The organism is Streptomyces nigrescens (genome assembly GCF_027626975.1).
Taxonomy (GTDB): Bacteria; Actinomycetota; Actinomycetes; order Streptomycetales; family Streptomycetaceae; genus Streptomyces; species Streptomyces nigrescens.
This window is the reverse complement of the sequence record NZ_CP114203.1, coordinates 4,757,986-4,774,186: the sequence shown is the minus strand read 5'-3', so window position 1 is coordinate 4,774,186 and position 16,201 is coordinate 4,757,986. Positions and strand designations below refer to the sequence as shown.

18 protein-coding genes are annotated in these 16,201 nt (G+C 70.1%); 9 read left to right on the top strand and 9 right to left on the bottom strand.

The genetic code is table 11. The features are described from left to right. Positions 1–94 precede the first annotated feature (94 nt). From STRNI_RS21340 to STRNI_RS21330, 3 genes are all read right to left on the bottom strand, one after another. Entirely contained in the window at positions 95–1,126 is a 1,032-nt protein-coding gene (locus STRNI_RS21340; protein ID WP_018092117.1) for an alanine racemase, read from the bottom strand. Between the two features lie 62 nt (positions 1,127–1,188). Beyond that, entirely contained in the window at positions 1,189–2,307 is a 1,119-nt protein-coding gene (locus STRNI_RS21335; RefSeq protein ID WP_018092118.1) for a lipid II:glycine glycyltransferase FemX, read from the bottom strand. Between the two features lie 123 nt (positions 2,308–2,430). Further along, complete coding sequence (locus STRNI_RS21330; RefSeq protein ID WP_018092119.1) at positions 2,431–2,748, bottom strand: hypothetical protein; 318 nt, start codon at positions 2,746–2,748, stop codon at positions 2,431–2,433. Positions 2,749–2,976: 228 nt separating this feature from the next. Here STRNI_RS21330 and rpsF point away from each other — a divergent pair, with 228 nt between their 5' ends. From rpsF to rplI, 4 genes are all read left to right on the top strand, one after another. Further along, positions 2,977–3,267 carry a 30S ribosomal protein S6 gene (gene rpsF, locus STRNI_RS21325; RefSeq protein ID WP_006604399.1) on the top strand — a complete coding sequence of 97 codons (291 nt, stop codon included), beginning with the start codon at positions 2,977–2,979 and terminating at the stop codon, positions 3,265–3,267. A gap of 82 nt (positions 3,268–3,349) precedes the next feature. Continuing rightward, on the top strand, positions 3,350–3,946 hold the full coding sequence (locus tag STRNI_RS21320; RefSeq protein ID WP_093640827.1) for a single-stranded DNA-binding protein: 597 nt from the start codon (positions 3,350–3,352) through the stop codon (positions 3,944–3,946). A 110-nt stretch (positions 3,947–4,056) separates the two neighbouring features. Further along, positions 4,057–4,293, top strand: coding sequence for a 30S ribosomal protein S18 (gene rpsR, locus STRNI_RS21315; RefSeq protein ID WP_003978893.1), 237 nt, complete (start codon positions 4,057–4,059; stop codon positions 4,291–4,293). Positions 4,294–4,311: 18 nt separating this feature from the next. Next, a complete protein-coding gene (gene rplI, locus STRNI_RS21310) occupies positions 4,312–4,758 on the top strand; it encodes a 50S ribosomal protein L9 (protein WP_018092121.1) in 447 nt (148 codons plus the stop codon). A gap of 79 nt (positions 4,759–4,837) precedes the next feature. Here rplI and STRNI_RS21305 read toward each other — a convergent pair whose 3' ends face one another. Both STRNI_RS21305 and STRNI_RS21300 read right to left on the bottom strand, forming a co-directional pair. Further along, positions 4,838–5,683, bottom strand: a complete 846-nt coding sequence (locus tag STRNI_RS21305; protein WP_018092122.1) for a trypsin-like serine peptidase — start codon at positions 5,681–5,683, stop codon at positions 4,838–4,840. 65 nt (positions 5,684–5,748) lie between these two features. Then, complete coding sequence (locus tag STRNI_RS21300) at positions 5,749–7,086, bottom strand: MATE family efflux transporter (RefSeq protein WP_277411822.1); 1,338 nt, start codon at positions 7,084–7,086, stop codon at positions 5,749–5,751. Between the two features lie 476 nt (positions 7,087–7,562). On the opposite strand from STRNI_RS21300, the gene dnaB reads away from it, so the two are divergent. Then, positions 7,563–9,023 carry a replicative DNA helicase gene (dnaB, locus tag STRNI_RS21295; RefSeq protein WP_018092124.1) on the top strand — a complete coding sequence of 487 codons (1,461 nt, stop codon included), beginning with the start codon at positions 7,563–7,565 and terminating at the stop codon, positions 9,021–9,023. A gap of 107 nt (positions 9,024–9,130) precedes the next feature. Here the strand turns inward: dnaB and STRNI_RS21290 are convergent, their stop codons facing one another. After that, on the bottom strand, positions 9,131–9,856 hold the full coding sequence (locus tag STRNI_RS21290) for a dienelactone hydrolase family protein (RefSeq protein ID WP_159487374.1): 726 nt from the start codon (positions 9,854–9,856) through the stop codon (positions 9,131–9,133). 130 nt (positions 9,857–9,986) lie between these two features. Here STRNI_RS21290 and STRNI_RS21285 point away from each other — a divergent pair, with 130 nt between their 5' ends. Continuing rightward, on the top strand, positions 9,987–10,526 hold the full coding sequence (locus tag STRNI_RS21285; protein WP_229838120.1) for a GNAT family N-acetyltransferase: 540 nt from the start codon (positions 9,987–9,989) through the stop codon (positions 10,524–10,526). Positions 10,527–10,623: 97 nt separating this feature from the next. On the opposite strand, the gene STRNI_RS21280 is transcribed toward STRNI_RS21285, so the two are convergent. The 3 genes from STRNI_RS21280 to STRNI_RS21270 form a co-directional block, all read right to left on the bottom strand. Further along, positions 10,624–11,082: a hypothetical protein gene (locus tag STRNI_RS21280; RefSeq protein WP_018092127.1), complete on the bottom strand. Its 459-nt coding sequence runs from the start codon at positions 11,080–11,082 to the stop codon at positions 10,624–10,626. A gap of 183 nt (positions 11,083–11,265) precedes the next feature. Further along, positions 11,266–11,775 (bottom strand): HAD domain-containing protein, encoded by a 510-nt coding sequence (locus STRNI_RS21275; protein ID WP_018092128.1) that lies wholly within the window; start codon positions 11,773–11,775, stop codon positions 11,266–11,268. A 116-nt stretch (positions 11,776–11,891) separates the two neighbouring features. Beyond that, on the bottom strand, positions 11,892–12,857 hold the full coding sequence (locus STRNI_RS21270; RefSeq protein ID WP_159487370.1) for an NADP-dependent oxidoreductase: 966 nt from the start codon (positions 12,855–12,857) through the stop codon (positions 11,892–11,894). A 142-nt stretch (positions 12,858–12,999) separates the two neighbouring features. Between STRNI_RS21270 and STRNI_RS21265 the strand changes: the two genes are divergently transcribed. The 3 genes from STRNI_RS21265 (at position 13,000) to STRNI_RS21255 (ending at position 16,190) form a co-directional block, all read left to right on the top strand. Then, positions 13,000–13,974 (top strand): GlxA family transcriptional regulator, encoded by a 975-nt coding sequence (locus STRNI_RS21265; RefSeq protein ID WP_277411821.1) that lies wholly within the window; start codon positions 13,000–13,002, stop codon positions 13,972–13,974. 91 nt (positions 13,975–14,065) lie between these two features. Beyond that, positions 14,066–15,364 carry a MerR family transcriptional regulator gene (locus STRNI_RS21260; protein WP_277411820.1) on the top strand — a complete coding sequence of 433 codons (1,299 nt, stop codon included), beginning with the start codon at positions 14,066–14,068 and terminating at the stop codon, positions 15,362–15,364. Between the two features lie 34 nt (positions 15,365–15,398). Further along, positions 15,399–16,190, top strand: coding sequence for a hypothetical protein (locus tag STRNI_RS21255; RefSeq protein WP_277411819.1), 792 nt, complete (start codon positions 15,399–15,401; stop codon positions 16,188–16,190). Positions 16,191–16,201 lie beyond the last annotated feature (11 nt).

Genomic DNA, 16,201 nt, shown 5'->3' with positions numbered 1-16,201 from the left:
CGGCCCCCGGCCCCAACGCACCGGGCCCGGTGCCGCAGAGGAGGTCTCTGCGGGCACCGGGCCCTTGGTATGTCTGCGCCGTGGCTCGGCCGGCTCAGCGGTCCACGAGGCGGTCGAACTGCGTGGTGGTGTGCCGCAGATGGGCCACCAGCTCCTCGCCGACCTGCGGCTGCGGGGCATCCCCCGGCACGAACAGGATCGACACCTGCATGTGCGGGGGCTCCGCGAACCAGCGCTGCTTCCCGGCCCACACATACGGTGCGAGATTGCGGTTCACGGTTGCCAGCCCGGCCCGGGCCACGCCCTTGGCACGCGGCATCACACCGTGCAGCGCCTTGGGCGACTCCAGGCCGACACCGTGCGAGGTGCCGCCCGCCACCACGACCAAGTAGCCGTCGGAGGCCGCCTTCTGCTGGCGGTAGCCGAAGCGCTCGCCCTTGGCGATCCGGGTGACATCGAGCACCGAACCGCGGTACTCGGTGGCCTCGTGGTCGCCGAGCCACAGCCGGGTACCGATCCGCGCACGGAAGCGCGTCTGGGGGAACTGCTGCTGGAGACGGGCCAGTTCATCGGCCTTGAGGTGGCTGACGAACATGGTGTGCAGCGGGAGGCGGGCGGCGCGGAGCTGGTCCATCCAGCCGATGACCTCTTCGACCGCGTCGGAGCCGTCGGTGCGGTCCAGCGGCAGGTGGATCGCGAAGCCTTCGAGCCGGACGTCCTCGATGGCCGTGGCCAGCTTCGGCAGGTCCTCCGGCTTGACGCCATGGCGCTTCATGCTGCTCATGACCTCGATGACGACCCGGGCGCCGACCAGGCCCCCCACGCCCTCGACCGACGACACCGAGCGGATCGCCCGGTCGGGCAGCGGCACCGGCTCCTCGCCGTGGCGGAACGGCGTCAGGACGAGCAGATCGCCGCTGAAGAAGTCCTTGATGCGGGCCGCCTCGTAGGTCGTCCCGACCGCGAGGATGTCGGCACCGAGGCGGGTCGCCTCGTCGGCGAGGCGCTCATGGCCGAAGCCGTAGCCGTTGCCTTTGCAGACCGGGACCAGCCCGGGGAACTGCTGGAGAACGCTCTGCTGGTGCGCCCGCCAGCGCGCGGTGTCGACGTAGAGGGTGAGCGCCATGGCCGGGCCCGGAACCTTTCTCGTGGCTGGTGTCTCAGGGTGACGAACGGTGCGGTGGAGCGTCAGCGGCGCGCCATGTAGAGGTCGAACGCCTTGTGCAGAAGCTTGTTGAGCGGGAAGTCCCACTCACCGAGGTACTCCGCTGCCTGCCCACCTGTGCCGACCTTGAACTGGATCAGGCCGAAGAGGTGGTCGTTCTCGTCGAGCGAGTCGCTGATGCCGCGGAGGTCGTAGACCGAGGCGCCGAGCGCGTAGGAGTCCTGCAGCATCTTCCACTGCATCGCGTTGGAGGGCCGGACCTCACGGCCGATGTTGTCCGAGGCCCCGTAGGAGTACCAGACGTGCCCGCCGACGACGAGCATCGTCGCGGCCGACAGGTTCACGCCGTTGTGGCGGGCGAAGTACAGCCGCATGCGGTTGGGGTCCTCGGCGTTGAGGGCCGACCACATGCGCTGGAAGTAGCTGAGCGGACGCGGCCGGAAGTGGTCACGCACCGCGGTGATCTCGTAGAGACGCTGCCACTCGGCCAGGTCGTCGTAGCCGCCCTGGACCACCTCGACACCGGCCTTCTCGGCCTTTTTGATGTTGCGGCGCCACAGCTGGTTGAAGCCCTTGTGGACCTCTTCCAGCGAACGGTCGGCCAGCGGCACCTGGAAGACATAGCGCGGCTGTACGTCGGCGAAGCCGGCGCCGCCGTCCTCGCCCTGCTGCCAGCCCATGCGGCGCAGCTTGTCGGCCACCTCGAAGGCGCGCGGCTCGATGTGGGTCGCCTCGACGTCCCGGAGCCGCTTGACGTCCGGGTTCTGGATGCCGGCCTTGATGGCCTGGGAGTCCCAGCGGCGGATGATGACCGGCGGGCCCATCTTCACCGTGAAGGCACCCTCCTGCTTGAGATGCGCGAGCATCGGCTGCAGCCAGTCCTCCAGGTTCGGCGCGTACCAGTTGATGACCGGGCCCTCGGGGAGGTACGCGAGGTAGCGCTTGACCTTGGGCACCTGGCGGTACAGGACCAGTCCGGCGCCGACCATCTCGCCGCTCGGGTCGAACCAGCCCAGGCTCTCCGAACGCCATTCGGCCTTGACGTCCGCCCAGGCGGGGACCTGCATGTGGCTGGCCGCGGGCAGACTCTGGATATATGCCAGATGCTGCTCTCGGCTGATGGTCCTCAGGGTCAGGCTCATGCGGGGCGCTCCTCGGCAGGTGTGTCCCCATGGTCGGGGCTCCGGCTCTCGCGCCGAAGCCTACTGTGACCGTGGAGCGCCCCGTCTGGGCCATACGGGCTGGGGCCCCGTATGCCGCATCGGCTAGCCGATGACACCGCCGAAGAGGCCGCCGTGTGCCAGGCCGAGGTAGAAGCCGACGGCCGCTGCGCCGAGGCCGATGATCAACAGGAAGCGCTCGCCGGTCGTCGACGAGATGAACTGACCCCACAGGCCGGTGCCGATGCCGATCAGGCCGGCCCAGGAGCTGACCAGGTGCAGGCTGGGAGAGAGCGTGGTGAAGATGGCGATCGCGCCGAGTACCACGGTCACGATGGCGAAGGTGTTCTCGACGGGATGGTCCTTGCCGTCGCTGTTGAGAAGCGACAGCCAACTGCGCTGGGTCCGTGCTGCCTGTGCCATGCGGCACCTCCGATGACAGGGCGGCGCACTGTAACGCCGCTCACACCCGTTGTGTTCCAGATTGAGGGGTGGAGCGGACGGATTTCAACCGGAAGGCCTCAGGCAGGTACTCTGTACGGTCTGCGCCCATGTCTGTCCGGAGCACCGGACGGGCGGGGCGCGGAACGCATACGACCCTCCTGCCACGGAACGACCGTGGCCGCTGAGTCCAAAGGAGGTGGGTTCTACATGCGTCACTACGAGGTGATGGTCATCCTCGACCCCGATCTCGAGGAGCGCGCTGTCTCCCCGCTGATCGAGAACTTCCTCTCCGTCGTCCGTGAGGGCAACGGAAAGGTCGAGAAGGTCGACACCTGGGGCCGTCGTCGTCTCTCGTACGAGATCAAGAAGAAGCCCGAGGGCATCTACTCGGTCATCGACCTGCAGGCCGAGCCTGCGGTCGTCAAGGAGCTTGACCGTCAGATGAACCTGAATGAGTCGGTCCTCCGGACCAAGGTCCTCCGTCCCGAGACCCACTGAACGCGACAGCGTCCAGCGGTAACCGGGTTCGAGTAGCAGCAACACCAGCAGCCAGCAGCACACCCGCCGAGAGGTTCCCCTAATGGCAGGCGAGACCGTCATCACGGTTGTCGGCAATCTTGTCGACGACCCCGAGCTGCGCTTCACCCCGTCCGGTGCGGCGGTCGCGAAGTTCCGCGTCGCGTCCACTCCCCGCACTTTCGACCGCCAGACCAATGAGTGGAAGGACGGCGAGAGCCTGTTCCTGACCTGCTCGGTGTGGCGTCAGGCGGCGGAAAACGTCGCCGAGTCCCTGACGCGGGGTACCCGCGTGGTCGTCCAGGGCCGCCTCAAGCAGCGGTCGTACGAGGATCGCGAGGGCGTGAAGCGCACGGTCTACGAGCTCGACGTCGAGGAAGTGGGCGCGAGCCTCAAGAACGCCACTGCCAAGATCACCAAGACCAGCGGTCGTGGTGGCCAGGGTGGCGGCGGCTTCGGCGGCGGTCAGCAGGGCGGCGGCCAGGGTGGCGGCGGCTGGGGCGGCGGCCCCGGCGGCGGTCAGCAGGGCGGCGGTGCTCCTGCCGACGACCCGTGGGCGACCGGCGGCCCGGCCGGCGGTGGCCAGCAGGGTGGCGGCGGCGGTGGCGGTGGCTGGGGCGGTAGCTCCGGCGGTGGCTACTCGGACGAGCCGCCCTTCTAGGTCCGTAGAGCTGGTCGACTCCGCGCGGTTTCACGTGAAACAGCGCCGTGGGACGGCCAGGGGCCTTGAGGGCGTCAGCACAAACTTCTTGAACTCATTGGAGAGAGACAATGGCGAAGCCGCCTGCTCGCAAGCCTAAGAAGAAGGTTTGCGTGTTCTGCAAGGAGAAGATCTCCTACGTCGACTACAAGGACACGAACCTGCTGCGGAAGTTCATCTCCGACCGCGGCAAGATCCGTGCCCGCCGGGTCACCGGCAACTGCACTCAGCACCAGCGTGACGTCGCCACGGCTGTGAAGAACAGCCGTGAGATGGCGCTGCTGCCCTACACGTCCACCGCGCGATAAGGGAAGGGTGACCGAATCATGAAGATCATCCTCACCCACGAGGTCTCCGGCCTCGGCACCGCCGGCGACGTCGTTGACGTCAAGGACGGGTACGCCCGCAACTACCTGGTCCCGCGTGGTTTCGCGATCCGCTGGACCAAGGGTGGCGAGAAGGACGTCGAGCAGATCCGTCGCGGTCGCAAGATCCGCGAGATCGCCACGATCGAGCAGGCCAACGAGGTCAAGGGCCGGCTCGAGGGCGTCAACGTGAAGCTGGCCGTCCGTGCCGGCGACGCGGGCCGCCTGTTCGGCTCCGTCACCCCGGCCGACATCGCCTCGGCGATCAAGGCTGCCGGTGGTCCGGACGTCGACAAGCGTCGTGTCGAGCTCGGTTCGCCGATCAAGACCCTGGGCGCGCACCAGATCTCCGTGCGTCTGCACGCCGAGGTCGTGGCGAAGCTCGGCGTCGAGGTCGTCGCCGCGTAATCGCAGTACCACGCCGAAGGGCCGCATCCCGTCACCGGGGTGCGGCCCTTCGCCGTGTGCGGAGCGCGGACGGACCGCGTCAGTCCTCGTCCTGGGCTCGCTTGTAGAGCGCGGCGATGTCGTCGTCGAAGTACGCAGCGAAGGAGACATCGTCCTCGTCGCCGCCGCCTTTGTGGCCGCCCAGGACGCCGATGACCGTGCCGGTGTGGCTCTTGGGGTCGTAGTCGGCGAGCCAGGGGCTGCCGCTCGTACCGCCCTCGAAGTCGGTGCACCGGATGCGCAGCTGGGTGTCGCTGAACTTCGTGGTGCGGTTCTGGCAGGAGATCGGGGTGTCACGGCTGGTGGGGTAGCCGGTGATCTTGACCTCGTTGTCGTAGCCACGGTCGATCCCGAGGGTGTTCCCGCCCAGGACGTCCTGGATCTCCTTGCCCTTCTTCTTGTCGAGGACGAGGAAGGCGACATCGAGATCTTCGTCGTTGGACTTGGCCCAGCGGTCGTCGAGGATCACCTTCTTGACCTTCCACAGGCCGGTGGGCTCATCGCCGTCGCGGTAGTCGGGGGCGAAGACCAGGTCGTTCACCGGGGTTTTGCCGTCGCTGTCGAAGGCGCAGTGCGCTGCGGTGATGAGCATGTTCCGGCCCGGACTCTGCACCACGCTCGCGGTGCAGAAGTGGTCGCCGGAGTCGTCCTTCTCGAAGACCGCACCGACCCGGGCGTTCTGCTCGGTCCGGCGCGGGGTGTACGCATTGCCGTCATCGGCCGGGGCCGTCGCGGCGGGATCCTGGTCCTGGGGATCCTGGCCCGCCTCGCCGGATTTGCCGAAGCTGCTGCGGCCGCCACCGCTGCTGCTGTTCGTGTCGGCTTCCTCCGTGGCGTACCCCACCACAGCAGCAGCCACGATGACGACGAACGTCAGGGGCAGCACGGAATTCCTGGCAAGCGAGCGCACAGGGTCATTATTGACACGCGCTGCGTATTACGGGAGATGCTTCAGCGGGAGGCTCCGGTCACAATCCACCGGCCCGAGCGGGTGCGCAGCCACAGGGTCAGCATTCGCACGGTCATCATCAGGGTCATTGCCCACCACAGGGCGACCAGTCCGCCGCCGAGCAGCGGGACGGCCAGAGCCACCGGCGCGAACAGGGCCAGCGTCGCGACCATGGCCCAGGCGAGATAGGGGCCGTCCCCCGCTCCCATCAGCACGCCGTCGAGGATGAAGACGATGCCGGAGACCGGCTGGGTCACGGCCACGACCAGGAGCGTGGCGAGCAGCGGGCCCTGCACGGCCGGGTCGGCGGTGAACAGGGGGATGAACAGCGGGCGGGCGAGCGCGACCAGGACACCGAGGACCAGGCCCGAGACGATGCCCCACTGGATCATGCGGCGGCAGGCGGCCCTGGCGCCGTCGCGATCCCCGGCGCCGAGGTAGCGGCCTATGATGGCCTGCCCGGCGATGGCTATCGCGTCCAGCGCGAAGGCCAGCAGGGACCACAGCGTGAGCACGATCTGGTGGGCGGCGATCTCGGCGTCGCCGAGCCGGGCGGCGACGGCGGTCGCGATCATCAGCACAGCGCGCAGCGAGAGCGTACGGACCAGCAGCGGCACACCGGCCTGGGCCGAGGCACGGATTCCGGCGGCGTCGGGACGCAGCGAGGCCCCGTGCCGTCGCGCGCCGCGGACGACGACGGCGAGGTAGACCGCGGCCATGCCGCACTGGGCGATGACGGTGCCCCAGGCGGAGCCCGCGATGCCGAGGCCGGCGCCGTAGACCAGGCCGATGTTGAGCGCGGCGTTGGCGGAGAAGCCGCCGAGGGCGACGTAGAGGGGGGTCTTGGTGTCCTGGAGGCCGCGGAGCACGCCGGTGGCGGCGAGCACGACGAGCATCGCGGGGATGCCGAGCGCGCTGATGCGGAGGTAGGTCGTGGCGTACGGGGCGGCGGTGTCGGAGGCGCCGAAGGCCTCGACGAGCCAGGGGGCGGTGGGCAGTACCGCCGCGATGACGGCGGCGCCGAGCAGCAGGGCGAGCCAGATGCCGTCCATGCCCTGGCGGATGGCGGCGGGCAGGTCGCCGGCGCCCACCCGGCGGGCGACCGCGGCGGTGGTGGCGTAGGCGAGGAAGACGAAGACGGAGACGGCGGTGGTCAGCAGGGCGGCCGCCACACCGAGGCCGGCGAGCTGGGGAGTGCCGAGGTGGCCGATGACGGCGCTGTCGACCATGACGAAGAGAGGTTCCGCGACCAGTGAGCCGAAGGCGGGCAGCGCGAGGGCGATGATCTCGCGGTCATGGCGGCGGCCGGTGCGGCGCGGTGTCGCGGGAGCCAGGGTCATGCGCGCAATCTAATCTTCCACAGGTAAGAGATGCAAACCCTGTGCAGCCCTTACTTTCCGCTGTGTGGAGTCGTCTCCCCTGTGCCGTTTGTCGCGATCTTGAACCGCTGGCGGAAGTTTTTCTCCCCCACAGGCTATGGATGAGGAAAGTGCAGGTCAGAGGCTTGAGGGTGGGGTGATTGTGTGCTTGTCCACAGAAGTTTCCCCCGGGCCGTGCACAGGATCCGGGGACTTCTCCACAGCTGTAGGCCAGTCATCCACATGGCCTGTGGATAACCAGATTGGCGGACGGTGCCCGCGGGCCTACCGTGGTCCGGCACCCGCCGCCTGTTCCGGCCTGAGAAATCGTCCGAACTCGACGCGCCGTAACCGGAGTCGGGCGACTCGATTGTCAGAGCTGTGCCGTAAGAAAGAACAGCACAGCAAGGTCCGCGTCGCGGACGGGAGGAGGTGCCGGGGTGAGCATTCCCGAGCCCATGGAAGACCCCTGGGCGGACTCCGGTCCCAGCGACCTGCTGCCGGCCGCCCGTTCCCGACGGGGCGAGGGCAAGGGCCGCGGCCGCGGCGACCGGCAGGACCGCGACGACGACGGCGGCGGCTCCTGGACCGGCGGCTTCGAGCGGGTCCCTCCACAGGATCTCGACGCCGAGCAGTCCGTGCTCGGCGGCATGCTGCTGTCCAAGGACGCCATCGCGGACGTCGTCGAGGTCCTCAAGGGCGAGGATTTCTACCGTCCCGCCCATGAGCTGGTCTTCCAGGCGATCCTCGACCTGTACGCCAAGGGCGAGCCGGCCGACCCGATCACCATCGCCGCGGAGCTCACCAAGCGCGGCGAGATCGCGCGGGTCGGCGGCGCCTCGTATCTGCACACCCTCGTGCAGTCTGTACCGACCGCCGCGAACGCCGAGTATTACGCCGAGATCGTCCATGAGCGTGCCGTGCTGCGCCGCCTGGTCGAGGCCGGCACCCGTATTACGCAGATGGGATACGCGGCGGACGGCGATGTCGACGAGATCGTCAACAGCGCCCAGGCGGAGATCTACGCCGTCACGGAGCAGCGGACCAGCGAGGACTACCTTCCGCTCGGCGACATCATGGAAGGCGCCCTCGACGAGATCGAGGCGATCGGCTCCCGCCAGGGCCAGATGACGGGTGTGCCGACGGGCTTCACCGACCTGGATTCCCTGACGAACGGGCTGCACCCGGGCCAGATGATCGTGATCGCGGCCCGTCCCGCCATGGGTAAGTCGACCCTTGCGCTGGACTTCGCCCGGGCCTGCTCGATCAAGAGCAATCTGCCGAGCGTGATCTTCTCGCTGGAAATGGGGCGCAACGAGATCGCGATGCGTCTGCTGTCCGCCGAGGCGCGGGTCGCGCTGCATCACATGCGCTCCGGCAGCATGACGGACGAGGACTGGACGCGGCTGGCGCGCCGGATGCCGGATGTCTCGGCCGCGCCGCTGTACATCGACGATTCACCGAACCTGTCGATGATGGAGATCCGCGCGAAGTGCCGCCGGCTCAAGCAGCGCAATGAGCTCAAGCTGGTCGTCATCGACTATCTCCAGCTGATGCAGTCCGGCGGCTCGAAGCGCGCCGAGAGCCGTCAGCAGGAGGTCTCGGACATGTCCCGAAACCTCAAGCTGCTGGCGAAGGAGCTGGAACTCCCCGTCATCGCGCTCTCCCAGCTGAACCGTGGCCCCGAGCAGCGCACGGACAAGAAGCCGATGGTCTCCGACCTCCGTGAGTCCGGTTCGATCGAGCAGGACGCGGACATGGTCATCCTGCTGCACCGCGAGGACGCCTACGAGAAGGAGTCCCCGCGCGCCGGCGAGGCCGACCTGATCGTGGCCAAGCACCGTAACGGCCCCACGGCCACGATCACGGTGGCGTTCCAGGGCCACTACTCCCGATTTGTGGACATGGCACAGACGTAACAGGAGTGAGGGGCCGGATTGCAGGTTCTCGGGCTGCGTGGCCTTTTCTCCGCTGCCGTGTCATGACGAGTGTCGCGTCATGACGAGGGCAGTCCTGACGCTCTGGCTCATTCCACTACGGGCAGGCAGTCGGCGAGCAGGTCGACGATGTCGCGCCAGGCTCGCTGCGCGTGCTGCGGGTGGTAGCCGACGCCGGGGGGCGCGGCGTGGTCGACCGGTGGGTGGTGGAAGGCGTGCAGCGCTCCGCCGTAGACCATGAGGCGCCAGTCGACGCCCGCGGCCTGCATCTCGGCGGCGAAGGCGTCCCGTTGCTCAGCGGGCATGATCGGGTCCTCCGATCCGACCCCGGCCCAGACGGGGCAACGAATGCGCGCCGCCTCGCCCGGCCGGCCCGTGGTCAGTGCGTTGACCGTCCCGATCGCCTGCAAATTGACGCTGTCGCGCCCGAGTTCCAGCGCGATGGCGCCCCCGGTGCCGTAGCCGATAGCGGCGATCCGGTCGGGGTCGGTCCGCGGTTCGGCGCGCAACACGTCGAGCGCCGCATGGCCGATGTCCCGCATCCGGTCGGGGTCGGCGAGCAGCGGCATGCAACGGGCCAGCATCTCCTCGGGGTCGCCCACATAGCGCCCACCGTGGAGATCGAAGGCCAGCGCCACGTACCCCAGCTCAGCCAGGGCATCGGCTCGGCGGCGCTCCACGTCGCTGAGCCCCATTCCCTCGGGCCCGATCAGGACCGCGGGCCGGCGGTCGACACCGGCGGGGAGCGCGAGGTGCCCGATCATCGTGAGGCCGTCAGCCGGGTATTCGACCGTGCGTGTGGTGACCGTCGTCATGAGGCTGGACTGTAGTGATCGTCGAGCCCGGTCGGGCTGGTCTTCACTGTCGGCAGAACAAACCTGAGAGCTACACGAATTCAGGGCCAACGGTGGGGCCGAGGCGTCCGTTGGCTGCGAAGCTCGGGGCATGTCTTCGTTACCTGCCATGAATTCCTGGCCCGCCCGTATCCGCACGGCCAGGCTCCTGCTGCGTCCCGCGGAATCCGCTGACGTGAAGGAGTTCACCCGGCTCTGCACGGACCCTGAGGTCCGGCGCTTCCTCGGCGGTCCGGTGGAGGAACAGAAGCTCGCGCTGTACCAGGAGCACTTCGCGAGCCGTCCCCACTTGTTCAGCGTGACCACACGCGACGAGGCGCCTGTGATCGGCTCCGTGTCGGTCGATCCGCAATCCCGCTTCGACGGCCGTCGGGAAGTGTCCTACCTCTTCCTGCCTGAGTACTGGGGACGCGGATATGCCCGCGAGGCGGTGGCCGCCGTCGTCGACTGGGCCCTGGAGACCGTCTCCTCGGACAACCCGTCGGTCATCGCGGTCACCCAAGAGGCCAACGTCCGCTCGTGCCGGCTCCTTGAAGCCATCGGCATGCGGCACATCGACAGCTTCACGGAATTCGATGCACCCCAGGTGATGTACTCCGTCGAGCGTCAGGGCCTCCGTCTCGGCCTGTGAGCAGGCGAGTTGTTGCCCGTACAGCTGCGGTGGGGCGCCCGAGGAAAGGGGTCGGCCGGTCTCGGCGAGCGGGAACCCCGGCCTTCTGCGTTCGGTCTCAGCCGTTCTCGCGGTCCTCCTCCGCGTCGGTCGCCGTACGGCCGATCAGTCGTTCGTAGCGCTGCCGGGCGGCCTGTGGAGTGCCGAGCCCCAGGCCGAAGGCGACCTCCTGCCAGGTCATGCCGCGACCCCGTGCCATCTGGAGGAGCCCTGCCTCCAGTTCGTCCATTTCACCGCGGGCCAGCGGGACGAGGCTCAGCGCGGCGGTGATGTCGGCGTGGTCCACCTCCGGCTCGCCGTCTTCGGGCAGCGCGGCTCCGCTGAGCAGGAACGACACGAGCCTGACGGCTTCGTGGGGTCCGATGACCGACGGATGCACCTGCCTGCGGCGTTGCCCGTCGGTGGCCGCGTGCCGCTCGGCGATGCGGAACAGGGACGCGTGGACGCGGCGTGCGCGCGCCTGTTCCGGGTGCGAGGGCGTGAAGACGTCTGCGGACTGATCTGGAGTGGAAGGCATGCGGCCAGGATGGAATGGGGTGTGACTCGTTGTCAACTATGTGTTTTGAACGGTCTGTTTACATGCGGGGCGTGCTGCACCGAGACGTGCTGCGTCGGGGCGTGCTGCGCCGGGCTGCGCTTCACCGGCTCTGGGGCCCGCCGACGAAGAGCGCCGGCGGAGGCCCCTCCCACAGGTCGGCGGTCAGCCCGCGCGCAACCACGCGTCGAGGGCGGCGAAGTCCGGGTCCGCGAGGCCCTGCCGGGGGTCGATGCGATGAAGCAGTGCGCGTCCCGGGTGGTGTGCCGCCACCCAGGCCCGGTCGGCATCGGTGATCTCGTCGTCGACCCAGACGAACGGCCGGCCGTCCGCGCAGTCGACGAGGGTGCAGGTCTTCCAGTGCAGGCCGCCCGGCTCGTCCTCGTCGGACGGCTCCGGCCAGGCCACCAGTGGCAGCTCCGGCAGGCCGATCCGCGGTGCGATGCACTCGTTCGCTTCGGACATCCATGTCGTGGCCCACACCAGGTCGCACGGGAGCGCCAGCAGGCGGGGGCCGTGCGCGGGATTGATCCTGGCCAGCAGCGGATTCCCGTCGGCCACCGGCCCCGCGGGGCCGGTCCGATACGTCGGATGGCCGCCCGGCCTCGACCCGAAGGGGATGAGTGGCCCGTCGACGTCGAGGAAGAGGAGCGGACGCTGGGCAGAACCGGTCACCCCTGCACGGTAGCCGCCCTTCCCGCCCTGCGGTCAGGGTTCTGTCGCACGCGGCCGGCACGGGCGGGAGCACCGTCGCCGCAGGTGGGAAGGGGGCCTTGGAGCAGTGACCGCCGTCAGGGCGCGACCGTGAGGACGATCTTGCCGGTGGTGCGGCCGGTCTCGCCGAGGGCGTGGGCCTTCGCGGCGTCCTCAAGCGGGAAGACCGTGTCGACGTTGACCTGCAGTTTTCCGGTGTTCACCAGCTCGGCGACGGCTTGCAGGCCGGCCCGGTCGGGCTCGACGAGGACGAACGCCGCGCGTATCCCCGCCTCGCGCGCCCGGTCGGCCGGGAAGGTGTCGTCCAGCGGCAGGATCGAGATCAGTGAACCGCCGGGGCGCAGGGTGCGCAGCGAGCGGGCGCCGTAGTCGCCGGCGATGGTGTCGAGCACGAGGTCGACGTCGCGTACCGCCGTCGCGAAGTCCTGCTCCGTGTAGTCGATGACCTCATCGGCGCCCAGACCGCGCAGGAAGTCATGCTTGGACCGCCGGGCGGTGCCGATCACATACGCGCCGCGGGATTTGGCGATCTGCACCGCGAGATGGCCGACGCCGCCCGCCGCGGCGTGGATCAGCACCCGTGCGCCGGGCTGTACCTGCGCGGTGTCGACCAGGGCCTGCCAGGCGGTCAGTGAAGCCAGTGGGAGGGCGGCGCCCTGGATGTGGTCCAGGCCTGTGGGCAGGTGGGCGAAGTGGCGCGCCGGGGCGGTGACGTACTCGGCGTAGGCCCCGGCGGGGTGCGGGAAGCGCGGCATGCCGAAGACCTTGTCGCCCGGCGCGAAGAGGGTGACGCCGAGGCCGACCGCCTCCACCACACCGGAGACATCGAATCCCAGGGTGAACGGCGGCTCGCTGCCGTTGTGGAACCGGCCGGCGGTCCGCGTCTTCCAGTCGGCCGGATTGACGCCCGCGGCATGCACCCGGACCAGGATCTCCGTGGGGCCGGGCACCGGCCGGTCGGTCGTGATCACCTTGAGGACCTCAGGGCCTCCGGCGGTGTCCTGGCTGACGGCCCGCATCTGCGGGGTCCCGGTCTCGGACATGGTGTCTCCTTCGTACGTGCCTATGGCGGGGAGCGGGTCTGCGTGCCGCCCGGCGGCCGCGTTTCCCGAGGTGCTGCCAGCTTTCCGCGGCGGCCGGGCGCCCGGCGGTGTCCAGATGGCCAACGTTTGAAAGAATCGGGTCATGCATCGCGTCGGTGTTCTCGCCCTGGACGGGGTCGTCCCTTTCGAGCTGGGGATTCCCGCACGGATCTTCGGTGCCGCGTGCAGCGCCACCGGCGAGCCGCTCTACTCCGTCGTCACCTGCAGCCTGGACGGGCGCCCGGTGCGCACCGATGCCGACTACGACATCGCGGTCGCCGAGGACGCCTCCGTACTTGCGCATGTCGACACCGTCGTCATCCCGCCCTCCCATGGGCAGGCCACGCTCCGCGAGGGCGGCCGGCTGCCCGATGATCTGCGGGCGGCGCTGGAGCGGGTCCGGCCCGGCACCCGGATGGTGGCCATCTGCACCGGCTCCTTCGTCCTGGCCGCCGCCGGGCTGCTCGATCACCGGCCGGCCACCACGCACTGGCGGGAGGCCACCCAGCTGCAGCGCCTCTTCACGACCGTTCGCGTCGACCCCAATGTGCTGTTCGTCGACGACGGCGATGTCCTCACCTCGGCAGGCGCGGCCGCCGGAGTGGATCTGTGTGTGCACATCGTGCGCCGTGACCACGGCAGCGCCGTCGCCAATGAGGTGGCCCGCTTGTGCGTGGTGCCGCCCTGGCGGGACGGCGGACAGGCCCAGTTCATCCGGCAGCCCGTGCCGGAGCCCTCGGCGGGCGGCACCGCCGCCACCCGCGCCTGGGCCCTGGAGCGTCTCGACGAGCCCCTCACCCTGACCGATCTCGCCGTGCACGCCCGGGTCAGCGTGCGCACCCTCACCCGGCGTTTCCGCGACGAGGTCGGGATGAGCCCCGGTCAGTGGCTTGCCGGACAGCGCATCGAGCGTGCCCGGCATCTGCTGGAGACCACGGACTGGCCGATCGACCTCGTCGCCCATCACGCCGGCTTCGGCACCGGGACCTCCCTGCGCCAGCATCTGCACAGTGCGGTGGGGGTGGCACCGCTGGCCTACCGGCGGACGTTCCGGAGCGCCGCTGATCTGACCGCCTGAAGCGGTGCCCCGCGGCGGGCCCGTTTGCGCAGCTCGGGGCCGCCTTCCCGGTGTTGACCTTCAGGCTGGTCGAAGCTCCACAATCGCGTCCATGGACGACACCGAACAGCTGTTGACCATCGGCGTTTTCGCGCGCCGGGTGGGGCTCGCGCCGAGTGCCCTGCGGTTCTACGACGACTGCGGGCTGCTGCGGCCGGCGCGGGTGGATGCCGTGACGGGGTACCGCCGCTACGGGGCGGGACAGGCGCCGCGGGCGGTGAAGCTGCGGCAGTTGCGTGCGGCGGGGCTGCCGCTGGTGGATGCCGCGGTGGTGCTGGACGGTTCCGAGGGCGCGGCGCGTGACGTGCTGCGGGCCCACCTGGAGCGCACACGACGGACGGCGGACGAGGCGCGGGCCGTGGTGGAGGGGCTCCTGCGGGAGGGGGCCGGCGCCCGGGAGGACCGCGGGGTCCGGGCGCGGGCGCGGGTCGGCGGTGCCGAACTTGCCAGTGCGGTACGGCAGGTGGCGCCCGCGGCCGCGACCGGGGCGGCCCGGGAGGAGTTTCCGGTGCTGGGCTGTGTGCTGCTCGAACTCGTCGACGGCGAGGTGCGCTGGGTGGCGACGGACCGCTATCGGCTGGCGGTGCGGGTGCTGCGGCCGGACGGGTTCGAGGGCGGTCCGCGGCGGGTGCTGATCGCCGCGGAGACGGCGCGGAGCCTGGCGGAGTGGGCCGTACGGCAGGTGACGGTCGACATCGAGTGCGCGGGAGAAGTGGAGGGGGTCCGGCTGCGGAGCGGGGCGGACTGCCGGGAGGTGCCGGAGGGCGCCGGGCAGGGGCGGAGCGGTGGTGAGGGGCCCGGTGGGTTCCCGGACTACCGGCTGATGCTGGAGGGCCTGGAGACGGGACGGCATCGGGTGATCGTCGACCGGGTGGGGCTGCGGGACGCGGTGACCGGGCGGGCGGGGCCGGTGTCGTTGTCGGTCGGTGCGGGGCAGGGGGACGCGGGGCAGGGGGACGCGGCGGACGCGGGTGGCTCGATGGTTCCGGACGCGGGCGGCTCGACGGGGCCGGACGTGGGTGGCTCGACGGTTCCGGACACGGAGGGAGACGCGGCGGATCTCGCGGCCGGGCCGGTGCTGGAGGTGACGGGCGGGGGCCGGGAACCCGTCCGGATGCGGGTGGTGCGCACCGGGCCGCGGCTGCGGATCGCCTTCGATCCGGCCGTACTGGTGCCCGCGCTGGAGGCCGGGGTGGGGCCGGACGTGTTGCTGGAGATCGCTGCGCCGGACCGGCCCGTCCTGGTCCGCTCCGCCGACCAGGGGAGTTTCACGACGCTGGTGATGCCGGTGCGCGAGGGCGCCGGGGCGGGCGCTTCCGATGCCGGCGTACCGACGGCTGATGTCACCTGACCGACGACTGAGGACGGATGAGGGGAGCGGACCGGTGGATCCGGAACTGCCTGTGGTGCGACTGTGCGTGGCGGGGATGCAGGCCGAGGCGGAGGGACGGGCCGGGGCGGCACGCACGCTCTTCCAGCAGGCCTGGGACAGCGCTGCCGACGACTACGAGGCATGCATCGCCGCGCACTACCTCGCACGGTACCAGAACTCGCCCGAGGAGACGCTCCGTTGGAACCAGGAGTGCCTGGACCGCGCGGACCGGGTGGGGGACGAGCGGGTGGCCGGGTTCTATCCGTCGCTGCATCTGAACATGGGGCACGCCTGCCGGCAGCTCGGCCGGCCGGCCCTGGCGCATACGCATTTCTTGCGCGCCGCGGAGCGGGTGGAGCAGGCCCCCGAGGGCCAGTACGGCGACTGGAACCGCATCGCGATCGCGGCGGGTCTGCGGGACACGGCCGGTGCGTACGAGGGCTCCGCGCGCGAGGGCTCCGCCCACGAGGACTCCGCTCACGAGGACTCCGCTCACGAGGACTCCGCTCACGAGTCCGCGCGCGAGGACTCCGCGGGGGAGGACGGAGCAGGTGCGGGAGGGATGCCGCGGAGCCTCGACGAGGCGGTCGACGGGCGGGTGCGGGAGCTGGTGTCGCGGTGGTGTGCGCGGGGCGAGCTCATGGCACTGGGACTGGCGCTCCCCGCCTACCTCGGATACCTCGGAACGGCCGCGGACCGCGTGCGGCTGCGGTCCGCGCTCCACATGGTGCATGCGGCCCGCCGGCTGCCGGCGGACGAGCAGGCCGAACTGGGCGCGGTGATCGGGTCGGCAGCGCTGCGGTGAGACGGCGAGGA

Coding starts and splice junctions, on each gene's coding strand:
- STRNI_RS21340 (WP_018092117.1), bottom strand. CDS start 1,126: ATGGCGCTCACCCTCTACGTCGACACCGCGCGCTGGCGGGCGCACCAG.
- STRNI_RS21335 (WP_018092118.1), bottom strand. CDS start 2,307: ATGAGCCTGACCCTGAGGACCATCAGCCGAGAGCAGCATCTGGCATAT.
- STRNI_RS21330 (WP_018092119.1), bottom strand. CDS start 2,748: ATGGCACAGGCAGCACGGACCCAGCGCAGTTGGCTGTCGCTTCTCAAC.
- rpsF (WP_006604399.1), top strand. CDS start 2,977: ATGCGTCACTACGAGGTGATGGTCATCCTCGACCCCGATCTCGAGGAG.
- STRNI_RS21320 (WP_093640827.1), top strand. CDS start 3,350: ATGGCAGGCGAGACCGTCATCACGGTTGTCGGCAATCTTGTCGACGAC.
- rpsR (WP_003978893.1), top strand. CDS start 4,057: ATGGCGAAGCCGCCTGCTCGCAAGCCTAAGAAGAAGGTTTGCGTGTTC.
- rplI (WP_018092121.1), top strand. CDS start 4,312: ATGAAGATCATCCTCACCCACGAGGTCTCCGGCCTCGGCACCGCCGGC.
- STRNI_RS21300 (WP_277411822.1), bottom strand. CDS start 7,086: ATGACCCTGGCTCCCGCGACACCGCGCCGCACCGGCCGCCGCCATGAC.
- dnaB (WP_018092124.1), top strand. CDS start 7,563: ATGGAAGACCCCTGGGCGGACTCCGGTCCCAGCGACCTGCTGCCGGCC.
- STRNI_RS21290 (WP_159487374.1), bottom strand. CDS start 9,856: ATGACGACGGTCACCACACGCACGGTCGAATACCCGGCTGACGGCCTC.
- STRNI_RS21285 (WP_229838120.1), top strand. CDS start 9,987: ATGTCTTCGTTACCTGCCATGAATTCCTGGCCCGCCCGTATCCGCACG.
- STRNI_RS21280 (WP_018092127.1), bottom strand. CDS start 11,082: ATGCCTTCCACTCCAGATCAGTCCGCAGACGTCTTCACGCCCTCGCAC.
- STRNI_RS21270 (WP_159487370.1), bottom strand. CDS start 12,857: ATGTCCGAGACCGGGACCCCGCAGATGCGGGCCGTCAGCCAGGACACC.
- STRNI_RS21265 (WP_277411821.1), top strand. CDS start 13,000: ATGCATCGCGTCGGTGTTCTCGCCCTGGACGGGGTCGTCCCTTTCGAG.
- STRNI_RS21260 (WP_277411820.1), top strand. CDS start 14,066: ATGGACGACACCGAACAGCTGTTGACCATCGGCGTTTTCGCGCGCCGG.